This is a genomic window from Phyllobacterium sp. YR620 (assembly GCF_900104165.1).
Taxonomy (GTDB): Bacteria; Pseudomonadota; Alphaproteobacteria; order Rhizobiales; family Rhizobiaceae; genus Phyllobacterium; species Phyllobacterium pellucidum.
On the sequence record NZ_FNJP01000006.1, the window covers coordinates 209927 to 231466 of the forward strand.

Annotated in this window: 19 protein-coding genes and 1 pseudogene; 12 read left to right on the top strand and 8 right to left on the bottom strand. The window is 58.4% G+C overall.

The window, feature by feature from the left end; translation table 11 throughout:
- Positions 1–24: 24 nt before the first annotated feature.
- Positions 25–1059: a sugar ABC transporter substrate-binding protein gene (locus tag BLR72_RS19320; protein ID WP_091951142.1), complete on the bottom strand. Its 1035-nt coding sequence runs from the start codon at positions 1057–1059 to the stop codon at positions 25–27.
- 251 nt (positions 1060–1310) lie between these two features.
- Between BLR72_RS19320 and BLR72_RS19325 the strand changes: the two genes are divergently transcribed.
- From BLR72_RS19325 to BLR72_RS19345, 5 genes and pseudogenes are all read left to right on the top strand, one after another.
- Positions 1311–2507 carry an ROK family transcriptional regulator gene (locus tag BLR72_RS19325; protein WP_244506774.1) on the top strand — a complete coding sequence of 399 codons (1197 nt, stop codon included), beginning with the start codon at positions 1311–1313 and terminating at the stop codon, positions 2505–2507.
- Position 2508: 1 nt separating this feature from the next.
- On the top strand, positions 2509–2952 hold the full coding sequence (locus BLR72_RS19330; RefSeq protein WP_091951146.1) for an RbsD/FucU family protein: 444 nt from the start codon (positions 2509–2511) through the stop codon (positions 2950–2952).
- A complete protein-coding gene (locus BLR72_RS19335; RefSeq protein ID WP_091951148.1) occupies positions 2949–3884 on the top strand; it encodes a carbohydrate kinase family protein in 936 nt (311 codons plus the stop codon). Before BLR72_RS19330 ends, BLR72_RS19335 begins: the two co-directional genes overlap by 4 nt.
- Positions 3885–3954: 70 nt before the next feature.
- Positions 3955–4290, top strand: a pseudogene (locus tag BLR72_RS19340) (type II toxin-antitoxin system RelE/ParE family toxin).
- Entirely contained in the window at positions 4247–4537 is a 291-nt protein-coding gene (locus BLR72_RS19345; protein ID WP_091951150.1) for an addiction module antidote protein, read from the top strand. Before BLR72_RS19340 ends, BLR72_RS19345 begins: the two are co-directional and overlap by 44 nt.
- A 4-nt stretch (positions 4538–4541) precedes the next feature.
- On the opposite strand, the gene BLR72_RS19350 is transcribed toward BLR72_RS19345, so the two are convergent.
- The 4 genes from BLR72_RS19350 to BLR72_RS19365 all read right to left on the bottom strand — a co-directional run bounded on the left by BLR72_RS19350 (position 4542) and on the right by BLR72_RS19365 (position 10027).
- Complete coding sequence (locus tag BLR72_RS19350; RefSeq protein ID WP_091951152.1) at positions 4542–6149, bottom strand: ABC transporter ATP-binding protein; 1608 nt, start codon at positions 6147–6149, stop codon at positions 4542–4544.
- A 1-nt stretch (position 6150) separates the two neighbouring features.
- On the bottom strand, positions 6151–7290 hold the full coding sequence (locus tag BLR72_RS19355) for an ABC transporter permease subunit (protein WP_091951154.1): 1140 nt from the start codon (positions 7288–7290) through the stop codon (positions 6151–6153).
- Entirely contained in the window at positions 7283–8206 is a 924-nt protein-coding gene (gene oppB, locus BLR72_RS19360; protein WP_027232277.1) for an oligopeptide ABC transporter permease OppB, read from the bottom strand. Before oppB ends, BLR72_RS19355 begins: the two co-directional genes overlap by 8 nt.
- Before the next feature lie 225 nt (positions 8207–8431).
- On the bottom strand, positions 8432–10027 hold the full coding sequence (locus BLR72_RS19365; RefSeq protein WP_091951156.1) for a peptide ABC transporter substrate-binding protein: 1596 nt from the start codon (positions 10025–10027) through the stop codon (positions 8432–8434).
- 388 nt (positions 10028–10415) lie between these two features.
- On the opposite strand from BLR72_RS19365, the gene BLR72_RS19370 reads away from it, so the two are divergent.
- Both BLR72_RS19370 and BLR72_RS19375 read left to right on the top strand, forming a co-directional pair.
- Positions 10416–11600, top strand: coding sequence for a TIGR02281 family clan AA aspartic protease (locus BLR72_RS19370; protein WP_091951158.1), 1185 nt, complete (start codon positions 10416–10418; stop codon positions 11598–11600).
- A gap of 143 nt (positions 11601–11743) precedes the next feature.
- A complete protein-coding gene (locus BLR72_RS19375) occupies positions 11744–12538 on the top strand; it encodes a DUF1295 domain-containing protein (protein ID WP_091951160.1) in 795 nt (264 codons plus the stop codon).
- A gap of 4 nt (positions 12539–12542) precedes the next feature.
- Here BLR72_RS19375 and BLR72_RS19380 read toward each other — a convergent pair whose 3' ends face one another.
- Together BLR72_RS19380 and BLR72_RS19385 are read right to left on the bottom strand one after the other, a co-directional pair.
- A complete protein-coding gene (locus tag BLR72_RS19380) occupies positions 12543–14168 on the bottom strand; it encodes a cisplatin damage response ATP-dependent DNA ligase (RefSeq protein WP_091951162.1) in 1626 nt (541 codons plus the stop codon).
- Positions 14168–15175 (bottom strand): ligase-associated DNA damage response exonuclease, encoded by a 1008-nt coding sequence (locus BLR72_RS19385; RefSeq protein WP_091951164.1) that lies wholly within the window; start codon positions 15173–15175, stop codon positions 14168–14170. The genes BLR72_RS19380 and BLR72_RS19385 overlap by 1 nt, the downstream gene beginning before the upstream one ends.
- 355 nt (positions 15176–15530) lie before the next feature.
- Here BLR72_RS19385 and BLR72_RS19395 point away from each other — a divergent pair, with 355 nt between their 5' ends.
- The gene (locus BLR72_RS19395) at positions 15531–18002 is read left to right on the top strand and encodes a ligase-associated DNA damage response DEXH box helicase (protein WP_091951166.1); all 2472 of its coding nucleotides are present in this window, start codon (positions 15531–15533) and stop codon (positions 18000–18002) included.
- A 29-nt stretch (positions 18003–18031) separates the two neighbouring features.
- Positions 18032–18715, top strand: coding sequence for a ligase-associated DNA damage response endonuclease PdeM (pdeM, locus tag BLR72_RS19400; RefSeq protein ID WP_153670286.1), 684 nt, complete (start codon positions 18032–18034; stop codon positions 18713–18715).
- Here pdeM and BLR72_RS19405 read toward each other — a convergent pair.
- Positions 18712–19173 (bottom strand): Lrp/AsnC family transcriptional regulator, encoded by a 462-nt coding sequence (locus BLR72_RS19405; RefSeq protein WP_091951170.1) that lies wholly within the window; start codon positions 19171–19173, stop codon positions 18712–18714. The genes pdeM and BLR72_RS19405 overlap by 4 nt on opposite strands.
- Positions 19174–19293: 120 nt before the next feature.
- On the opposite strand from BLR72_RS19405, the gene hppD reads away from it, so the two are divergent.
- From hppD to BLR72_RS19420, 3 genes are read left to right on the top strand one after another with little or no spacing between them, the layout of a single operon-like run.
- Positions 19294–20406 carry a 4-hydroxyphenylpyruvate dioxygenase gene (gene hppD / locus BLR72_RS19410; protein ID WP_091951171.1) on the top strand — a complete coding sequence of 371 codons (1113 nt, stop codon included), beginning with the start codon at positions 19294–19296 and terminating at the stop codon, positions 20404–20406.
- 52 nt (positions 20407–20458) lie between these two features.
- Positions 20459–20683 (top strand): hypothetical protein, encoded by a 225-nt coding sequence (locus BLR72_RS19415; protein WP_091951173.1) that lies wholly within the window; start codon positions 20459–20461, stop codon positions 20681–20683.
- Positions 20684–20736: 53 nt separating this feature from the next.
- A complete protein-coding gene (locus BLR72_RS19420; RefSeq protein WP_091951175.1) occupies positions 20737–21474 on the top strand; it encodes a nucleotidyl transferase AbiEii/AbiGii toxin family protein in 738 nt (245 codons plus the stop codon).
- Positions 21475–21540 lie beyond the last annotated feature (66 nt).

Genomic DNA, 21540 nt, shown 5'->3' on the forward strand with positions numbered 1-21540 from the left:
TTTATTGCTGGCTCAAACCCTGGATCAGCCCCAGCACTTGCCCATGCCGGTCTTGACATCAATGGACTCGAGGCCCTGAACCGGCTTGTCAGTAACGAGCGCAACGCCGGTGTCAAAGAACGACTTGCCTTCCGTGGGCTTCGGCTTTTCGCCGGTATCGGCGAATTTCTTGATCGCCTCGATGCCGAGGGATGCCATCAGCAGCGGATATTGCTGTGACGTCGCGCCAATGACGCCGGCCTCGACGTTCTTGACGCCTGGGCAGCCGCCGTCGACGGAAACGATGAGAACGTCTTTCTCCTTGCCAACAGCCTTCAGAGCCTCATAGGCGCCGGCAGCTGCCGGTTCATTGATCGTATGGACGACGGTGATGCTTGGGTCTTTCTGCAGAAGGCTTTCCATCGCCTTGCGGCCGCCTTCTTCATTGCCGTTGGTGACGTCATGGCCGACGATACGCGGATCCTTTTCGTCGCCGATCTTGTTGATGTCGACAACATCGATGCCGAAGCCCTTCATGAAGCCCTGATCGCGCAAGACATCGACCGTTGGCTGCGACGGCGTCAGATCGAGGAAGGCAATCTTCGCGTCCTTCGCCTTGTCACCGAGCGTACCGGCGGCCCACTTGCCGATCAGTTCGCCCGCGAGGAGGTTGTCGGTGGCGAAGGTTGCGTCGGCCGCATCAGCAGGGTCGAGCGGCGTATCCAGTGCGATGACCAGAAGGCCTGCGTCGCGCGCCTGCTTGACGGACGAAACGATGCCGGCCGTATCGGACGCAGTCAGCAGAATACCCTTGGCGCCGTCAGCGATACACGTCTCGATTGCAGCGACCTGGCTTTCGCTGTCGCCGTCGATCTTGCCGGCGTAAGTCTTCAGATTAACGCCTAGTTCCTTGGCTTTGGCGACAGCGCCTTCTTTCATTTTGACGAAGAAGGGATTGGTGTCCGTCTTGGTGATCAGGCAGGCGCCGACATCCGCCGCCTGCGCCGGAGCAGCAAAAGCGGTAATCGCCAAAGCGGCGGCACCAAAAACGCTTGATTTCAGATAAATGCTTCTGAGCATGTCACTTCCTCCCAAAAAATCGCGCCAGTCCGCGATAGGCCGGCGCCCTGCCGGTCCCTTGTTCAACTCCTAACACCTCGGACAGTTATCCTCCCGGCCAAGTGTTCCGCCTAGCAAATACCACTCGCCTCGGGCTGTCAACATTAATAAATCACTCTGATTTAATATTGACACTCCGGCTTCATGCCGCCATTGTCGGTGTACATCGGGAGGAGTCCCACTTGGGCATTCGAGCTACTGAGCGGGCAGGCATGGGAGGAACCAGGCCACCGCTTCACCACGGCACAAATCAAAGCGGGATGCGCGAGCACAATGAGCGCGTTGTGCTGTCGTTGCTGCGCCAGCATGGCAGCCTTGCCAAAACTGCGATCGCTCGGATGACGGGCCTCTCGGCTCAAACGAGCTCTATAATCATGCGCATGCTTGAAGCGGATGAACTCCTGACCCGCGAAGAGCCCCTGCGCGGACGGATCGGTCAGCCACTTATTCCGATGTCCCTCAATCCGGAAGGTGCCTTCTTCTTCGGACTTAAGATCGGGCGGCGCAGCGCACATCTCGTTTTGATCGATTTTGTCGGCAACATCCGCTCGCTGTTGCATATTTCCTACGACTATCCAGCCCCTGAGCCGATCTTCGCATTTGCCGAGGAGGCGATCGACGATATGACAAAGGACCTGACGGAGAGGCAGCGGGACAGAATTGCCGGCATCGGCATCGCCGCTCCGTTCGAACTCTGGAAATGGGCCGACACGCTCGGAGGTCCACAGGAAGTCATGGATCAATGGCGCGACTGCGATATCCGCGCGCGCATCGAAGCGCTGTGTCCCTATCCCGTTTACCTGCAGAACGACATGACGGCCGCCTGCGGCGCGGAACTCGTGTTCGGCAAGACCAAGGACATCAGCGATTTCGTCTACTTCTATATCGGTTCGTTCATCGGCGGCGGCATCGTCATCAGCGGCAATCTCTATCCGGGGCGCAGCGGCAATGCCGGCGCGCTCGGCTCGATGCCGGTACCGGGACCCGACGGCGCGCCGCGCCAGCTGATCGATGTGGCCTCGATCACCGCCCTCGAGAAGGTTGTCGCGAGCCTCGGCCGTGACCCCTCCCCGCTTTGGGCTTCGCCCGAGGATTGGGGGCCGATGGGCGGCGAACTCGACGCATGGATCAACCAGGCTGCCAAAGCGATCGCGCAGGCGGTTGTCGCTGCTTCATCCGTGGTGGATTTCGAGGCGGCGATCATCGACGGCTGGATGCCTGCAGACGTGCGCGCGCGAATCGTTGCCGCTGTACGCCTCCATGTCGGGACTTTCGATCTTGAAGGGCTGCAACTGCCGGCGATTTTCGAGGGGACTGTCGGCATCCACGCCCGCGCCATCGGGGCGGCTAGCCTTCCGCTCGCCGACCGCTTCCTGATCGGGCAGAAGATCTACAGAAAGGTGGACTGACATGCTCATCGGAATCCCGCCGATGCTGGGGCCGGAACTGCTTTTCACCCTGCGCTCCATGGGCCACGGCGACGAGATCGCACTTGTCGACGGCAATTACCCAGCGCTGGAACACGCAAGGCGCCTTATTCGTGCGGACGGCCTGCCGCTCATTCCCCTCCTCGACGCCATTCTGCAAGTCTTGCCCGTCGACGATTTCGTCGCGGAGGCGCTGTTTCGTGCTTCGGTAAAAGGCGATCCCGCCCTTGCAGATCCGGTACACGAGGAAATGACGCAAGTCTGTGCCCGCCGTGCCAAGGGTTTCAAGCTTGTTGCACTGGCCGGCGATGCCTTCTATGCACGTGTGAAAGCCGCGCACACGATTATTGCGACAAGTGAACCGCGGCTCTATGCCAATATTATCATCCGCAAGGGTGTCATATATCCAAGAGAGATTGACCTATGATTTTATGTTGTGGCGAGGCCCTGATCGACATGTTGCAGCGCAAGAGCGAGGCAGGAGAGCCTGCCTTTGCACCCTATGTGGGCGGCGCTGTTTTCAATACCGCCATCGCGCTCGGCCGGCTCGGAATTGCAACGGAGTTCTTTTCCGGAATTTCGTCGGATTTTTTCGGGCAGATGCTGCTCGACAGTCTCGCCGCCAACAAGGTCGGCACCACCTATGCCCATATTTCGGAGCAGCCGACGACCCTCGCTTTCGTCCGTTTGACCGACGGCCAGGCAAGCTACATGTTCTATGATGAGAACAGCGCCGGACGTTCGCTTGCAGTCGAACACCTGCCACAGCTGGGCGACGATATAACCGCCCTACAGTTCGGCGCCATCAGCCTTATCCCGGAGCCCTGCGGCTCGACCTATGAAGCGTTGTTGGCACGCGAGCACGAGAAGCGTGTCACCATTCTTGACCCCAACATTCGCCCTGGCTTCATTCCCGACCGGGAAAAGCACATGGCCCGTATGCGTCGCATGATCGCCATGACCGACATCCTCAAGATCTCCGATGAGGACATGCGCTGGTTTGGCGAGAGCGGAACGATGGACGAGATCGCCCGGCGCTGGATCGTGCCGGCGAATAAGAGCGGACCGAAACTAATCCTCGTTACCCACGGCGCCGACGGTGTCACAGGTTATACGGCGGACCTCACAGTGCACGTCTCGGCCCAGAAAGTTCCCGTCGTCGATACGGTCGGCGCTGGCGATACCTTTACCGCCGGTGTCCTTGCTTCACTTGAAGAAGCGGGCCTTTTAACCAAGAACGCGGTCACGCGCCTCACCGAAGGCCAAGTCCGCGAGGCGTTGTCGCTGGGGGTGAAAGCGGCGGCGGTGACGGTATCGCGCGCGGGCGCTAACCCGCCGTGGCGATCGGAGTTGGTGTAGTTCGTCAAACAATTCTAGCGATATGGATACTTATTGACTTTAGTATCTATTTGGATACTTATATGTATAGATTCCTTTGTCCACGCAGATCAAAAAATGGTTGGCGGGTCTTTCGGACATAAAGGCCAAAGCGCGCATTCTGGCAAGAATTCGCTCTGCTGAGGCAGGAAACTTCGGAGATTGTGCGGCCGTTGGCGACGGCGTGTCGGAGATGATAATTCACTACGGGCCCGGCTACCGCGTTTACTATGCGCGATAAGGCGAACATATCTTTTTGCTGTTGGTCGGTGGTGACAAAAGATCGCAAAAACGCGACATAGCGCTGGCCCGGGAGATGGCAAAGGACATGGGAAAGGCAACGGATGACCGAGTTTACCAAGTTCGACGCATCGGAGTTTCTCGATAGCGACGACATGATCGCTGAATATCTTGCCGCCGCCCTTGAAGACGGCAATCCTGACGTATTTATCGCAGCGCTCGGAGACGTCGCCAAGGCCCGAGGAATGGCCAAAATCGCCGAAGTATCGGGCCTGGGTCGAGAGAGCCTTTATAAAGCGCTCAGGCCCAGTTCAAAGCTTCGATACGAAACTGTCCAAAAAATTGTCAGCGCACTCGGGGTAAAGCTGACCGTTACCACGACGCGCGCTGCTTGAACTCTCATATTTCCAGATCGAACGCGGCGGCCATCAGGGTCTTCGTATAGTTCTGGGTCGGCGTTTCAAAAATGTCCTCGGTATCGCCTTCCTCGACAATCTTGCCGTTCTTCATGACGATGACGTAGTCGGACATTGCCTTGATCACTGCAAGGTCATGGCTGATGAATATGTAGGAGAGGTCGTGCTTATCCTGGAGGTCTCGGAGAAGATCGATGACCTGTCCCTGCACGGAACGGTCGAGCGCTGACGTCGGCTCGTCGAGTATGACCACCTTCGGCTTGAGGATCACGGCGCGGGCAATGGCGATGCGCTGGCGCTGGCCGCCCGAAAACTCGTGCGGATAGCGATTGCGCGCTGCGGGATCGAGCCCGACCTCCTTGAGCGCAGCAATTGCCCGTTTGTCGCGCTCGGCGCGTGATAATTGCGGCTCGTGGATGAACAGGCCCTCGGTTATGATCTCACCGACGGTCTGGCGCGGCGACAGGGAACCGTATGGGTCCTGAAATACCAGCTGCAATTCGCGCCGCAGCGGGCGCATGGCAGATCGGTCGAAATTGGAGATATTCTTCGAGCCGAAATGATATTGGCCGCTGCTTGGCAGGAGCCGCAGCAGCGCCCTGCCCAGGGTCGATTTGCCTGAACCGGATTCGCCGACAATCCCGATTGTCTGGCCCTTTTTCAGCCGGACGCTTACGCCGTCTACCGCGCGGAACATGGTCTTCGCGCTGGTAAAGAATCCGCCGCCAATGGCGAAGTCGACCGCGACATTGCGCCCCTCAAGGATGATTGGCGCATTGTCGGCCGGCGGCTCCTTGGTGCCGCTCGGCTCGGCGGCAAGCAGCATCTTGGTATAATCCTCCTGCGGATTTTCAAAGATATCCTTGATGCTGCCGCGTTCGACGACGTCGCCGCGGCGCATAACGACGACGCGATCGGCGAAGTGCTTGACGATCCCGAGATCATGGGTGATCAGCACGATGGCCATGCCGAAACGCTTTTGCAGTGATCGCAACAGGTCGAGGATTTGGGCCTGGATCGTCACATCGAGGGCCGTGGTGGGCTCGTCGGCGATCAGCAGATCCGGTTCGTTGGCAAGGGCCATGGCGATCATGACGCGCTGGCGCTGTCCGCCTGACATTTCATGCGGATAGCTGTTGATGCGCCGCTCCGGGTCGGGGATGCCGACGAGCTTCAACAACTCCAGGACACGCACCTTTGCCTGCTTGAAGGTCATTCCCTTGTGGTGGACGAGAGGCTCGGCGATCTGGCGGCCAACAGTATAGAGCGGATCGAGCGAGGTCATCGGTTCCTGAAAGATCATGGTGATCTTCGAACCGCGCACCTCGTTGAGTTGCTTAAGCGGCAGACCGACCAGTTCCCTGCCGCGGTATTTCGCTGAACCCGTCACCCTGCCGTTCCTGGCAAGGAGGCCCATGATGCCCATCATGGTCTGGCTCTTGCCCGACCCGGATTCACCGACGACCGCAAGCGTTTCGCCCGCCTTGACGTCAAGATCGATCCCTTTGACAGCATTTACGTCGCCGTCGGGTGTCGTGAAGTCGACCTTCAGCCCGCGTACGGACAAGATATTTTCTTTGGTGTCCGTCATATCAGCGGTCCTTCGGGTCGAGAGCATCGCGCAATCCGTCGCCAATGAAGTTGAGCGAGAACAGCGTCAGGACAAAGAAAATCGCGGGGAAGATCAGGAACCACGGTGAAGACTGCATCTTGTTGGCGCCGGCCGAGATCAATGCGCCCCAACTCGTCAACGGCTCCTGCACGCCCAATCCGAGGAAGGAAAGGAAACTTTCGAGCAGGATGACTTTCGGCACCACCACAGTGACGAAAACGATGACCGGACCGATCGTGTTGGGAATGATGTGGCGGCGAATGATCTGCCAATCGGTCAGTCCCAGGGCTTGCGCAGCGCCGATGAATTCGCGGCGCTTCAGCGCGAGCGTCTGGCCGCGCACGATGCGGGCCATGTCGAGCCATTCCACCGCGCCGATTACCAGGAATATCAGGATAAAGCTGCGTCCGAAGAAAACGACAAGTACGACGACGAGAAAGACGAAGGGCAGCGAATAGAGAATTTCCACAAGACGCATCATCACATTGTCGAGACGCCCGCCGATATAACCGGAGATGGCGCCGTAGACGACGCCGACAACCAGGGAAACCAGGCTGGCAAGCAAACCAACGGCGAGCGAGATTTGTCCGCCCAGCATGACGCGCGCCATGAGATCGCGGCCATTGTCGTCCGTGCCGAAAAGGAAGTATTCGCGCTTGACCTCGCCCGCGAGCTTCAGGGTCTTGCCGTCATTTTCCGTGGCCGTGACCTTGGTGTTGTCGAACTCGTTGGCCCGGTCGAAATAGCGCGTCACGCGGGGATCGATCGGCTGCTCGGAGCTGACGCTCGCGGTGAAGTTGTTACCATCCACGGCAAACTCGTTGAGCTCGACGCGAGCCCGGCTTGCTACGCCCTTCATCACGTCATTGAGGGTATCGGCCTTCGGATAGGCCTCGAGGCTCGGACCCATGTTTACGTAGGACGGAAACACCTGGTCATAGGTGTGGCTCAGGAAATAGGGACCGACAAAGGAAAAGATCGTGATAAGCGCAAGCATGACGCAGCCGGCCATCGCCGCGTAGTTGCGGCGAAAGCGCATGACCGCAAGTTGGAACAGGCTGCGACCCTTTGATTCCTCTGGAGGAATGATGGTGGTGGGAACATCGATCAGATCAGTCATGACGAACCCTCGGATCAAGAAGGCCGTAGAGAATATCGACCACAAGATTGAAAACAATGACAAAAATGGCGACGAGTACGACCGTTCCCATCACTAGCGTATAGTCGCGATTGATTGCGCCCAGAACGAAATAGCGACCGACGCCGGGAATTGTGAAGATGGACTCGACGACCGCCGAGCCAGTCAGCAAGGCGGCGGCGCAAGGCGCGAGATAGGAGACGACCGGGAGGAGCGCGCCGCGCATAGCGTGGGTTACGACCACCACCTTCGCAGGCAGGCCGTAGGCGCGCGCGGTGCGGATGTGATCCGCATGGAGGGCCTCGATCATCGACCCGCGCGTGAGGCGAGCAAACACCGCGAGCTGGGGCAGGCCCAGCGTGATCACCGGGAGGATGAGGAACTTAAGCGATCCGTCGCCCCAGCCGCCGGCAGGAACCCAGGCAAGCATGAGCGCGAAGATCAGGGTCATGATTGGGCCGACGACAAAATTTGGCACGGTGACGCCGGTCGTTGCCACGGACATGACGAGGAAATCGATAAAACTGTTCTGCCTGAGCGCCGCGATCGTTCCGATCAGCACCCCGCCGATCAAGGCAAACAGCAAGGCGTAGGTACCGAGCTGGACCGAGTAAGGAAGACCTTTGCCAATGAGCTCGGCAATGGTGTTATCCTTGTAGATGTAGCTCGGCCCGAAATCGCCGGTAACCGCGTTCTTCAGGTACTGCAGATATTGGTTCCATAACGGCTGATCGAGATGGTAGGCCCGCATCAGGTTTTCCATCGTCGCCGGCGGCAAAGGTCGTTCCAGGTTGAATGGTCCGCCTGGCGCAAAGCGCATGAGAAAAAAGGAAATCGTGACGACAATAAACAGCGTCGGCACGGCGCTCGCCAGTCGGCGAAGGACGAAATGAAACATCGAACTAGTCTCTTCTTCTTGTCGGAACAGTTCAAGAATGAGGTTGTGTTTCTCTCAACTTGAAGACTGCATCATCCCGTTGCACGGCGCAAATGGTTCCGCTCGGCCGACCCATGAGGATCACCGGTTTGGCGCTCTTGACTGTTGTTCTGTCGGAACGTGCCGCATTGCGAGCCGGGCAAACGAACGGCGCAACCCGGGAAAAACCGGGTTGCGCCCACGATGCTATTCGACGCTCAGATACTTGCTCAGATGTTCATTGTTGGCGTTGTCACCCCAACCCTTCACCTTGTCGGAGACGAGCCAGAGATTGGCATCGTTCATCAAGGGGGCGATGGGCTGATCCTTCATGATCAGCGCCTCGGCCTCATGCAGGATCTTGGAGCGGGCCGCGGGGTCGCGCTCCTCATAGGACTTCTTCATCAGCGCATCGAATTCCGGGTTCTCATAGTGCCCGTAATTGAAGGTCTTGTTGGTGCTGACGTTCAGATTGAGGAAGTTCTCGGCGTCGGCATAGTCGGCGGTCCAGCCGGCGCGCGCAACGTTGAACTTGCCGCCTTCCTGCAGGTAGGCGTAGTGCGACGAAATATCGAGATTCATCAGCGTTACATTGGCGCCGAAGGTCTTCTTCCACATGTCGGCGACGGCTGTCGCAACCTTCTGGTGGTTCGGGTTGGTGTTGTAGCGGATTTCGATGTTGAGCGGCTTGCCGCCCTCGCCGTATCCGGCTTCCTTCATCAACTCGATAGCCTTGTCTTCGCGGTCGAGCTGCGACATGCCGGCGAAATCGGCCTTGGACGGCTCGCCATAATTTTCAAGGCCCGGAGGCACCAGCGAATAGACCGGAAGTTTCGTGCCGTCGTAAATGTCCTTGGCGAGGAAGTCGCGATCAACCGCCATCGACAAGGCACGTCGTACGCGGGCATCGTTGAAGGGTTCGGTACGCGTGTCGAACGGATAATAATAGGTCGCGGCGGCGGGCGTCACATGAACCTGCTTCGGATTGGCGTCGCGCAGGCGCTTGATCTGGTCGGAGGAGAAATTATAGACGAGATCGAGTTCGCCGGCCTCGTAGCGGCGCAGGCCAGCGGCCTGGTCTTCGAGCGGGTAGAAGATGACCTTGTCGAGCTTTACGTTGGCAGCGTCCCAGTAGTTTTCGTTCTTCACGACCGTGAGGTGGTCATTCGGAACGTGCTCCACCAGCTTGAAGGCGCCATTGCCGACCAGCTTGCCTGGCTTGACGAATTCGGCGCCGTTCTTCTCGAAGCTCGCCTTGTTGACTGGCAGCGCGGACTGGTGCGACAGAAGTTCGATAAAGAACGGCGTCGGGCGCTCCAGCGTGATTTCAAGCGTCTTGTCGTTGACGGCCTTCATGCCGAGCTGGTCCACCGGCATCTTGCCCTTGTTGATCGCTTCGGCATTCTTGATCGGATAAAGAATGTTGGCATAGCCGGCAGCCGTCTTCGGATCTTCCTCACGCTGCATCGAGAAGATGAAATCTTCAGCAACGACCGGCGAACCATCGGACCACTTGGCGTTTTCACGCAGCTTGAACGTATAGACGAGGCCGTCGTCGGATACAGTCCAGCTTTCGGCTGCGCCCGGAACGATCTTGCCATTGGCGTCATAGATCGTCAGGCCTTCGTAAAGATCCTTCAGAATAAAGGCTTCGATATCGATGGAAGTCTGCGACTGATCGAGGGTCTGTGGCTCACCGCTATTGCCGCGATGCAGCACAGCTTCGGCCAGCGCCGGGCTTGCCGCCATCATCAGCGATCCAAGCAGCATTGCCGCGCGGATATTCAGTTTCATAAAGGTCATTTTTCTTTTCCTTCCCCTCTAAGAGAATTGCGAAGGCATGAACAAATGACAAAATTTTCCCAAACGCAAGGAGGGTATAATACTTTAGTCGTAATATTTTGATCCCACGGAGCTTACGAGCACGTCAAAAAATTGTTGCACCATATGGACCAAATGGTCATTTGGCGGCGCTTTATCGGGAAAATGCGGCAGATTCGGAATCGGGACAGAACAACCGCGGATCATGTGGAAAACTGCCGTCTAGGACACGATTTCGGACGCGAAACCCATCGGATCGGCTGCCGGATAGCATAAATTCGTAGCACTTAGGTCGTATTTCATGGCTCCCACCTCCTGTTGCATAGTGGGTTACTCAAGACTTTTTCATAATGAATTTTGAAAGCGGCCCATGCTTAACGTCGATTGGAACGACCGGAACGGCGGAATGCCGCCACGCGAAACCTTCTGGAGCGCATACAGCTTCATTATCATCGTCATCTTGCTCATCGCAGCCGGTGGAATCGCGCTTTATTTTTTCGGCGAAGACCTCTTGAATAGTCGTCCGTCGAAGGGCGTTGCAAGCCAAGCTCAGAGCGGGATTTCACCGGAATTTTACGCGCGCTTCGATATTCAGCCCCTGCCTGCCGAGGTTGCAGGCAGCGGTTCCATGGCCAGGAATCTCGCCATTCTCGTAAGAGAACCGTGCGATTGGCAAGCCACTTATAAGTTTACGGACGACCTTCGCGAAGCAGGCTATCGCCGCGAGGCCGCGAAGGTCTTTCTCGCGTTTACCGCCAAGTGCAATCCCTCGGACGTCGCGCTCTACAATGCCGCGGACATATTGTATGGCCTGAGCGATCTGGATGCGGCGTTGAAGGTGTCGAACGATCTCATCGTTATGTCGCCCGATTTGGCCCAGAACCATTACATGAGGGCACAAATTCTCGAGGACGCCAAGCGCTACCAGGAAGCCATAGACGAGTACGACTCGACAATTGGCCTGACCGATGATCTGAAATCGCTCAACAGCACCGTTTTTCGTAGATTGTCGCTGAGCTATGCGGCTCTCGGTCAATATTGCCAGGCCATCACGCCGATCCAGACATGGATCTCCATTGATCCATCTGAAAACGATACGCCGCGCACCCAATCGATCATCAAGGACTATAGCCGCAAGGGTAAATGTGCCGAAAGCTATGCCACGGGCAGCGATCGATTTCCCACCCAGGGCAAGGATGTCATCACCGCCCAGGTCAGTGTAAACGGCGTGACCGGAACATTCGTCGTCGATACAGGTGCAAGCTCAGTCTCGTTGACCAAGTCGTTTGCCGAAAGGGCCAAGATACGCCTTGGACGCGATCACATGGTCCGGTTGCAAACGGCGAACGGGATCGCCATGGCGCAGCGCACTTCGCTGGAAAAAGTGAAGCTTGGAAAAGTCGAGGCCGACGATGTAGCAGCTGTTGTTCATGCCGACGACCATGCCTTGGGCGAGGGTACCGACGGCTTGCTCGGGCGCTCGTTCCTGTCGCGCTTCGACGTAACGTTCGGCGCCAAGGAATGGCGTATCGAGAGCAAGAAGCAGCGCGAGTGATTTCCCTGGCCAGACAGCGCGCTAGTCCCTTTTGTAGCCGGTAGTCCGAATTGTCGGGCGTGACGTATACTCATGAGCGGTGAGTCGCTCCTTCCAGTGCGAGCTTCACTTCACGCGCAAGTTGGAAAGGGGTTGTGGTTCCAATGTCGGCAGTTGCCATTCTAATTACCGCGACGATTGCCTTCTCGGCCGTTATGGCGGCGGCGTGGCTGGTGCAGCGGGTAACTGGCAACGACGGATGGGCCGACGTATTCTGGTCTTTCGGTGTCGGAACGATAGCGGCGCTCGCCGTTTCTGCCTCAAGCGATATGGTTTCTGCCGACCGCAAATATCTGGTGATTGCCCTCGTCCTCATCTGGTCCCTCCGACTCGGCGGCCACATTCTCGTCCGGACGTTGAAGAATGGCGACGATCCCCGCTATGTCAGGCTGCGGCACGAATGGGGACCCAATGCCGCTTCGCGCATGTTCTTCTTCCTGCAAAGCCAGGCCTTCGCCGGGGCGATGCTCGTAATCTGCGTCTACGTAGCGGCTTCACGTCCCGATGCGGAGCTCGAATTTCCGGATTATCTCGGCGCGCTGATCATGCTTGTTGCGCTCCTCGGCGAGGCGGTCGCCGATTGGCAGCTAAGAACATTTGCCAGAGATCCCGCTAACTACGGTAAGGTCTGCGATGTCGGACTTTGGGCATGGTCGCGCCATCCCAATTATTTCTTCGAGTGGCTTGGATGGACCTCCTATGTCTTTATCGGCGCCGATTTCGACGGCGACTATGCTCATGGCTGGCTGACATTGGTCGCGCCCGTCCTGATGTATGTGCTTCTGCGTCACGTTTCCGGGGTTCCGCCACTCGAGCAGCACATGCTGGCAACACGGGGCAGTGCCTTTCGCGACTACCAACGGCGCACCAGCATTTTCTTCCCGCGCCCGCCACGTTGACCAGTCAGTCGACCGCCTCGGTATCGCGCAGCAAGGCTTCAAGGGTTTCGAGCCGATCCGCCTCGATGGGTGGTTTGTCCCAGCGCAGGCGGGAGATACGCGGAAACCGCATGGCGACGCCCGACTTGTGGCGCTTCGAACGATTGAGCCCCTCGAAGGCGACTTCAAGCACAAGTCCGTGTTCGGGCTCGGCCCGCACCGATCTCACCGGGCCAAAGCGTTCGGTGGTGTTGTTGCGCACATAGGCGTCGAGCCGTTTCAATTCCTCGTCGGTGAAACCGAAATAGGCCTTGCCGACAGGCACGAGATGCGGCTCCGTCTCAGGACCCGTCCAGACCGCAAAAGTATAGTCCGAATAGTAGCTCGAGCGCTTGCCATGGCCGCGCTGCGCGTAAACGAGCACAGCATCGATGATGAACGGATCGCGCTTCCATTTGAACCACAGCCCCTTCGGCCTGCCGGGAACATAGGAGGACGAGCGCTGCTTGAGCATAAGTCCTTCAATGATCGGATGTGGCGGGTTGCGCCGCAGTTCGACAAGATCTTCAAAACCAGCAAATGGAACGAGCGGTGATAGATCGAAGCGCGTTGGGTCGAGTTTCTCGACGAACGTCTCGAGGCGTTCGCGGCGCTCGGCAAAGGGTAAAGCGCGGACATCATCAGGTCCGTCGAAAAGAATATCATAGACCCGCACGAAAGCCGGATGCGTTTCAAGTTGCCTGACCGAGACCGCCTTGCGGTTCAGCCTTTGCTGCAGGTCGCCAAATGCACCAATCTCGATACCGTCTACGGCACTGCGACCGACGAGAAGTTCGCCATCGAGCGTGCCTTCGAAATCCATGGCATCGGCGATATCCGGGAAGGCATGGGAGATATCGTCCCCCGTGCGCGAGTAGATGCGCCTTTGCCCGCCCTCCGCCGTCAACTGCACGCGGATACCGTCCCATTTCCATTCCGCCGCATAGTCTTCAGCATTGATGCGGGTATAGTCCGGCTCCTCCAGCGGCGTCGAGAGCATGACCGGACGGAAGGGAGCGGCGGCAAGACTTTGCGGCTTCTCCGCGGTATTTTCCAGCCAGGCGAACAGCGGCTCATAGGGCGGCTTCAAGCCGTGCCAAAGTTCCTCGATCTCTACGACATCGACGTTGCCGAACTGCGCCAGCGCCTGCTTGGCAAGGCGCGCGGACACGCCGATACGCAGGCCGCCGGTGGCGAGCTTGATCAGGGCATAGCGCGCCGAAGCGTCGAGTTGGTCGAGCCAGCGCTCGACCAGTCGGAGGGCGTCGCTGCGCGATGCCCGAGCGAGAGATGCGACGACATCGCCGAGCGAAGGCGCCGCATTGGCGCGCACCGCCTCATCCGCCGACCAGACAAGCGAAATGGTCTCGGCAAGGTCGCCGACATAGTCGTAGGAATAGGCGAAGAGCTGCTCATCGATGCGCTCATTTACCAGCGCGCGCAGCATGGCCGGCTTGACATTGGCAATGTCGAGATCGCCAGTGATCGCCGCTAGCGCAAGACCGCGATCGGGGTCCGGCGTCACTCGGAAGTAATCGACCAGCAAGGTGATCTTGCCGTTGCGTGCCGGGGTAAGAACAAGCCGGTCGAGGAGTTGTGCAAATTCTTCCATCAGTCGCCCTCGTCCTCATAGCCGACGAGATGCAGCGGCCGCGCCGCGATATGGTTGAGGTCGCACCAGCGCACCAGCGCCTCCTCGCGGCCATGGGTGACCCAAACCTGCTTCGGCCCGAGATCGCCGATGGTCTGCGTGAGCTCATCCCAGTCGCAATGGTCCGACAGGATGATCGGCAGTTCGACGCCCTGCTGACGCGCCCGCTGGCGGATGCGCATCCAGCCCGAGGCGAAGCATGACACCGGATCAGGAAAGCGGCGGGCCCAGCGGTCGAGAAACGCCGATGGCGGCCCGACAATGATGGCTCCGCGAAAATCGGAACTTCCGTTCTCGACCGTCGCGGGCGCAAGCTTGCCGAGGTGGATGCCCTGCGACTGGTAATAGTCGCACAGCTTTGCCAGCGCGCCATGAATGTAGATCGTCTGGTCATAGCCGGCATCTCGGAGCATACGGATAACCCGCTGCGCCTTGCCGAGCGCATAGGCACCGACGAGGTGCGAACGCTCGGGAAACTGCTCGACAGATTTCAACAGCTTGGCGATCTCATCGCGACTGTCTGGATGGCGAAAGACCGGCAAAGCGAAGGTTGCTTCGGTGATGAAAACATCGCATGCGACTGGCTCGAAACCGAGGCAGGTCGGATCAGGACGCCGCTTGTAATCACCCGAGGCAACGATCCGCATTCCTTCCTTTTCAACAGCAATTTGGGCGGAACCAAGCACATGCCCCGCCGGATGGAAACTCACGGATACGCCATTGATTTCCGTGGTCTGGCCAAGCTCTGCTGCCTGGGTCTGGCCGGCGAAGCCCGCACCATAGCGCAGGGCCATGATATCGAGCGTCTGCCTTGTGGCCATGACCTTCGCATGTCCAGAGCGGGCATGATCGGAATGTCCGTGAGTGATCAACGCGCGGTCAACTGGGCGTACCGGATCGATATAGAAATTACCGGCGGGCGAGTAGAGCCCGGCGGGGGTCGAGCATAGGAGTGCTTCGGGGCGCATCATTGCAAATTGGGAGCGCGATAAAGACACCCCCCTCTGTCCTGCCGGACATCTCCCCCACAAGGGGGGAGATTATACTGATGCAAACGAAATTGTTCTTTCGCGAACGTCGCCGGTTGATTGCGAGATTTCTGCAAGTCGATCTCCCCCCTTGTGGGGGAGATGTCCGGCAGGACAGAGGGGGGTAATATTGCCATCATCATCTCATCAATCACTTGGACCTTGCGACAACGAACATAGGTCGCATTTGGCTCCGTACAATCCTGACAAAGAAAACTTGGCGCATCGACACCGCGCCATTACATTCGCGCAAGTGAGCACCAGCAAAGCCGCCATAGCCGAGACCGGCACACCCATGCTGCCGCCGGCCTTTCTCGACTGGTTCCAGTCGAAGGGCTGGTCGCCGCGCGCGCATCAGCTCGAACTTCTCGAGGAGGCGCAGGCGGGAAGATCGACGCTTCTGATTGCCCCGACCGGCGCCGGCAAGACCCTCGCAGGATTTCTGCCCGCTCTCGTTGACCTGTCCGCCCGCGGCAAGAGCAATGCGCCAAGCCGCGGCGTCCATACGTTGTACATCTCGCCGCTGAAGGCCCTTGCCGTCGATATCCACCGCAACCTCGAAAAGCCGATCGACGAGATGGGCCTCGATATTTCGCTGGAAACACGCACCGGCGATACGCCCGCCTATAAGCGCCAGAGGCAAAAACTCGCGCCCCCGGACATTCTGTTGACCACCCCCGAGCAACTCGCTCTGCTCATATCCGGCAAGGATGCCGGCAAGTTCTTCGAAGACCTGCGCTACGTCATCCTCGACGAGCTTCATTCGCTCGTCACCTCGAAACGTGGTCATCTGCTTGCCCTCGGCCTTGCACGCCTACGGCAACTGCAGCCCGGATTACAAGCGGTGGGCTTGTCCGCGACCGTCGCCGACCCAGACGGATTGCGGCGATGGCTGCTGCCACAGACTGAGGATGCGCCAAAAGCGAGCCTCGTGACCGTGGAGGGCGGCGCCAAACCCCATATCACTATCCTAGATACCGAGGACCACGTGCCCTGGGCCGGACATTCGGCGATTTATGCGATCCCCGGTATTTATGAGGCGATCAAGGCGCACCGGACAACACTGATCTTCGTCAATACCCGCAGTCAGGCTGAGCGCCTGTTCCATGACCTTTGGATGGCGAACGAAGACAACATGCCAATCGCCGTACACCACGGTTCGCTCGATGTCAGCAAACGCCGCAGGGTCGAACAGGCGATGGCCGCTAATACCCTGCGTGCCGTCGTTGCCACCTCGACCCTCGATCTCGGCATCGACTGGGGCGACGTCGACCTCGTCATCCATGTCGGCGCGCCGAAGGGCGCCAGCCGCCTTGCGCAGCGCATCGGCCGCTCAAATCACCGCATGGACGAGCCGTCGCGCGCGATCCTCGTTCCTGCAAATCGCTTCGAGGTGATGGAATGCCAGGCCGCGCTCGATGCGAACTATATCGGCGCACAGGATACCCCGCCGCTTGGCGCGGGTTCGCTCGATGTGCTGGCGCAGCACGTTCTCGGCATGGCCTGCGCCGCGCCGTTCCGCGCCGACGATCTCTATGCTGAAGTGATCACGGCCCTTCCCTATGCCGAACTGGCGCGCGAAACCTTCGACCGGATCATCGATTTCGTGGCAACCGGCGGCTACGCTCTCAAGAGCTATGAGCGCTTCGCCAAGATAAGGCAGACCGCCGACGGCACATGGCGGGTGACGCATCCGCGTTTCGCGCAGCAATATCGGCTCAATGTCGGCACGATCATCGAAGCTCCGGCGCTCAATGTCAGGCTCGTCCGGCAAGGGAGCAAGGGCGCTGTGCGCGGCGGGCCGGTTCTCGGCAAGGTGGAGGAATCGTTTATCGAAGCATTGTCGCGGGGCGATACGTTCTTCTTTTCCGGGCGCGTGCTGCGGTTCGAAGGCATTCGCGAAAACGAGTGCCTCGTATCGAAAGCGGACGGCTTCGACGCAAAGATACCCTCCTATGCCGGTGGCAAGTTCCCGCTGACCACCTATCTCGCGGATCAAGTGCGAGGAATGCTCGCCGACCCGAAGCGTTGGGGCGCGCTCCCGGATCAGGTGAGCGACTGGCTGCGCATCCAGAGGGACAGGTCGATCATTCCACAACCCGGCAGCCTGCTTGTCGAGACGTTCCCGCGCGGCGAGCGCTCCTATATGGTGGCTTATCCCTTCGAAGGAAGACTGGCGCACCAGACGCTCGGGATGCTTTTGACCCGGCGTCTTGAACGGGCCAAGGCGCGTCCACTCGGTTTTGTCGCAACGGACTATGCGTTGACGATCTGGGGCATGCGCGACATGGGCCGCATGTTCAAGAAGGGCGAACTGCCGCTGGCCGAGCTTTTCGACGAGGACATGCTGGGCGATGACCTCGAAGCCTGGCTGGCGGAAAGCTGGATGCTGAAGCGCACGTTTCGCAACTGCGCGCTAATATCGGGCCTTGTCGAAAAGCGTCATCCCGGGCAGGAGAAGACGGGCAGGCAGGTGACGGTTTCGACCGATCTTATCTACGATGTCCTGCGCGAGCACGAGCCGGATCACATTCTTATTCAGGCGACGCGGGCCGATGCGGCGACCGGCCTTCTCGACATTCGCCGACTTGCCGATATGCTTGGGCGAATCAAGGGCAATATCGTTCACAAGGATCTTGATCAGATCTCGCCGCTTGCCGTTCCCGTCATGCTGGAAATCGGCAGGGAACGCGTTCCGGGCGAGGCGCATGAGAGGATCCTCGAGGAGATTGCCGACGAGCTTACCCGCGAGATGGAACAGAAGTGAATCCGGCATTCCACACAACGAAGACAGCACTGCACGGCTCGGCGCAGATTGCCGTTGCAGGACATCCGGCGATCGGGGATCCCTCAGGCGCGCTGTATCTCGAAGACGACCGTGTCCTCATCGTTTCGGATCTGCACTTCGAGAAGGGATCGTCGTTCGCGCGGCGCGGCATGATGCTGCCGCCATATGATACAGCGTCGACGCTCGCGGCGCTTGCCAAGGTGATGGCGCGCTATGATCCGGCCTGCGTCATCAGCCTCGGCGACAGTTTTCATGACGGCAAGGCCGCGGCGCGCCTGCCAGCGGTCTATGCGGCGCAGCTTGCCGCATTGATGGCGGGGCGCGAATGGATATGGATCACAGGCAACCACGACCCCGAACATCCGGCCGACCTTCCGGGCGAAACCTTCACGGAACTTGCATTCGGCAATCTCATTTTCCGCCATGAGCCTTCGAAATTCGCGTGCCGGGGTGAAATCGCCGGACACCTCCACCCGGCAGCCAAGGTGGTGCACCGCGGCCAGTCAGTGCAGCGGCGCTGCTTCGTCAGCGACCATTCGCGGCTGATCATGCCGGCATTCGGCGCCTATACGGGCGGGATGAACATCATGAGCCGCGCATTCCACGGCCTCTTCGATATCCATGCCCTCACCGCCTATATGCTCGGGCGCGCCCGCGTTTACGCGATGGCCGGCAAGGCGCTTTATCTTTAGATTGGCAACCGCCCATCCTCTTTCAGCGTGTCGAGCACGATAGCGGTTTTGACATTCTGCACTGATTCATGCGGCAGCAATACATCATTGACGAAGGCGGAGAGCGCCCGCAGATCAGGCGTCACTACTTTGATAAAGTAATCCATTTCGCCTGTGAGCGCATGGGCCTCCATCACTTGCGGCAATCTCGAGATAAGGTCGGAGAAGCGCCGGGCGTTGTCGCGATTGTGTGTCGCGAGCGTCACCGAAATAATGTTGACGATGCCAAGGCCGAGTTTTTCGCGGTCGATCTCCGCGCGGTAGCCGCGAATATAGCCCTCCTCCTCAAGGCGAGACCGGCGGCGCGAACACTGCGAGGGCGAGAGATTGATCTTTTCCGAAAGCTCGTTGTTTGTCAGCCGCCCATCCTCCTGCAAGCTGAACAGTATCTTGCGGTCGAATGCGTCAAGATGCTCCATTCGTGCTCCTTGTAACGCCAATATGCATACAACGTGCATTATTTACGTCCAGAGGGCGTTGAAATGCAAGCACCATGCGGCTGATTTGCGCGATAATGAGGGTGGTACATGGAGGATGATATGGGACCTTTTCCGCACGACGCACCGAAAGCCGCAATCACCAAGGCAAACCCAGCTGGCACCGACGGATTCGAGTTCGTGGAATTTGCCCATCCCGAGCCGGAAAAGCTCGAAGAGTTGTTCGCACGCATGGGCTATGTGCCGGTTGCGCGCCACGAGAGCAAGAACATCACAGTTTGGCGCCAAGGCGACATCAATTACGTTCTCAACGCCGAACCAAATTCTCATGCGACCAATTTCGTCTCGAAGCATGGCCCCTGCGCCCCTTCCATGGCCTGGCGCGTGGTCGATGCCAATCATGCCTTCAATCACGCGGTCGCCAAGGGTGCGACCCCGTATGAAGGCGAGGACAAGACCCTGGACGTTCCTGCCATCGTAGGGATCGGCGGTTCGCTTTTGTACTTCATCGAAACGTATGCCGAGCGCGGATCGGCTTACGACGCCGAATTCGAATGGCTCGGCGAACGCGATGCGAAGCCGGAAGGCGTCGGGTTCTATTACCTCGACCACCTCACCCACAATGTCTATCGCGGCAACATGGACAAATGGTGGGCATTCTACCGCGAGCTCTTTGGCTTCAAGCAGATCCACTTCTTCGATATAGCCGGGAAGCTGACGGGGCTCGTCTCCCGCGCGATCACGTCGCCTTGCGGAAAGATCCGCATCCCGCTCAATGAATCGACGGACGACAAGAGCCAGATCGAGGAGTATCTGCGGAAATACAAGGGCGAAGGCATCCAGCACATCGCGGTCGGTACCGAGGCGATTTACGATGCTACCGACAAGCTGTCCGTAAACGGGCTCAAATTCATGCCCGGCCCGCCCGAAACCTATTACGAGAAGTCGCACGAGCGTGTGCAGGGCCATGACGAGCCGATCGAGCGCATGAAGACGCACGGCATTCTGATCGACGGCGAAGGTGTCATCGATGGCGGCATGACGAAGATCCTTCTGCAGATCTTCTCCAAGACCGTGATCGGCCCGATCTTCTTCGAATTCATTCAGCGCAAGGGCGACGAAGGCTTTGGCGAAGGCAATTTCCGCGCCTTGTTTGAATCGATCGAAGAAGACCAGATTCGGCGCGGCGTCATCAAGATCGAAGCGGCGGAGTAGGTATAGATTGGAGCTTTAAAGATCCGCAGTCCACATTTATATTGGATGCATTATGAAACCAGCGATAATCGCCCCTATTGTACCAGCCGATTTCCCGCAGCTTAAGCAGCTTGCCTGGAACCGCGATGTTGCGCGCGCGATACCGGCACAAGAAGCGTTTGAAATCTACGAGCGCAATTGGCGGTTTATCGATACGGATAAGCTGACGGGACCTGAAGCGGATCTCATCAAAGATTTGACCGATACTTTCGGCAATGGCGTATTGCTGAATTCCTGACTTTCGGATCCATGCTTGCTGCTGCATAGTACCAATGCACAGCGAGAACAAATATGACCGAACTAAAAAGGGCGGAACACCGCGTTATCCTTGAGGCGCTGCGCCTGATGGATGCTTCGTTTCTGGCGACCAACCAGTGCTGGTTCGGTGGTGGCACGTCAATCGTCCTCAAACTCGGCGAATATCGGCAGTCGCTGGATGTTGATTTCCTTTGCGCTGACCCGGACGGATATCGCGAACTGCGCAGCGCAGCTGTCGAGCGGGGTATTCGCGCGTTCTTTCCAGCACCTGTCGAACCGCTGCGCACATTCAAAATCGATCAATACGGATTGCGAACCGCGCTACGGCATAACGAACAGGTGATCAAATTCGAAATCATCCGCGAAGCGCGGATTGAGCTGCGTGGCCATATCGATACGGAGCTTGGACTACCGATGCTTGTCGAAGAGGATTTGTTTGCGGAGAAGCTCCTGGCAAATGCCGACAGGTGTCACGATCGCTCCGTTGCATATCGGGATGCCATCGACCTTGGCATGCTCGTGCACCATCATAAAAACATACCCGATAATGCGATCGCCAAGGCCGAAGGTGCCTATGGTGCCGACATTGTCCGCAAACTCGCATGGGTCGTTACGAAATTGCACTCGACCGGCGAATTGCAACGTGCAAGCGAAGCACTGCAAATGGAAATGACCGATGCGAGGAGATCTATCAGAGCTTTGACGGGCGAAGTCATGCGTCGCTGGCCAGACCAAGTCCAAAACCCTACCGGATCTTTCAGCGGCGTCTAATCTCCGGACACTTTTCCCAACGCGGTCCCGAAACCGATGGCTACAAGTAACCGCGAGACCCGTCCG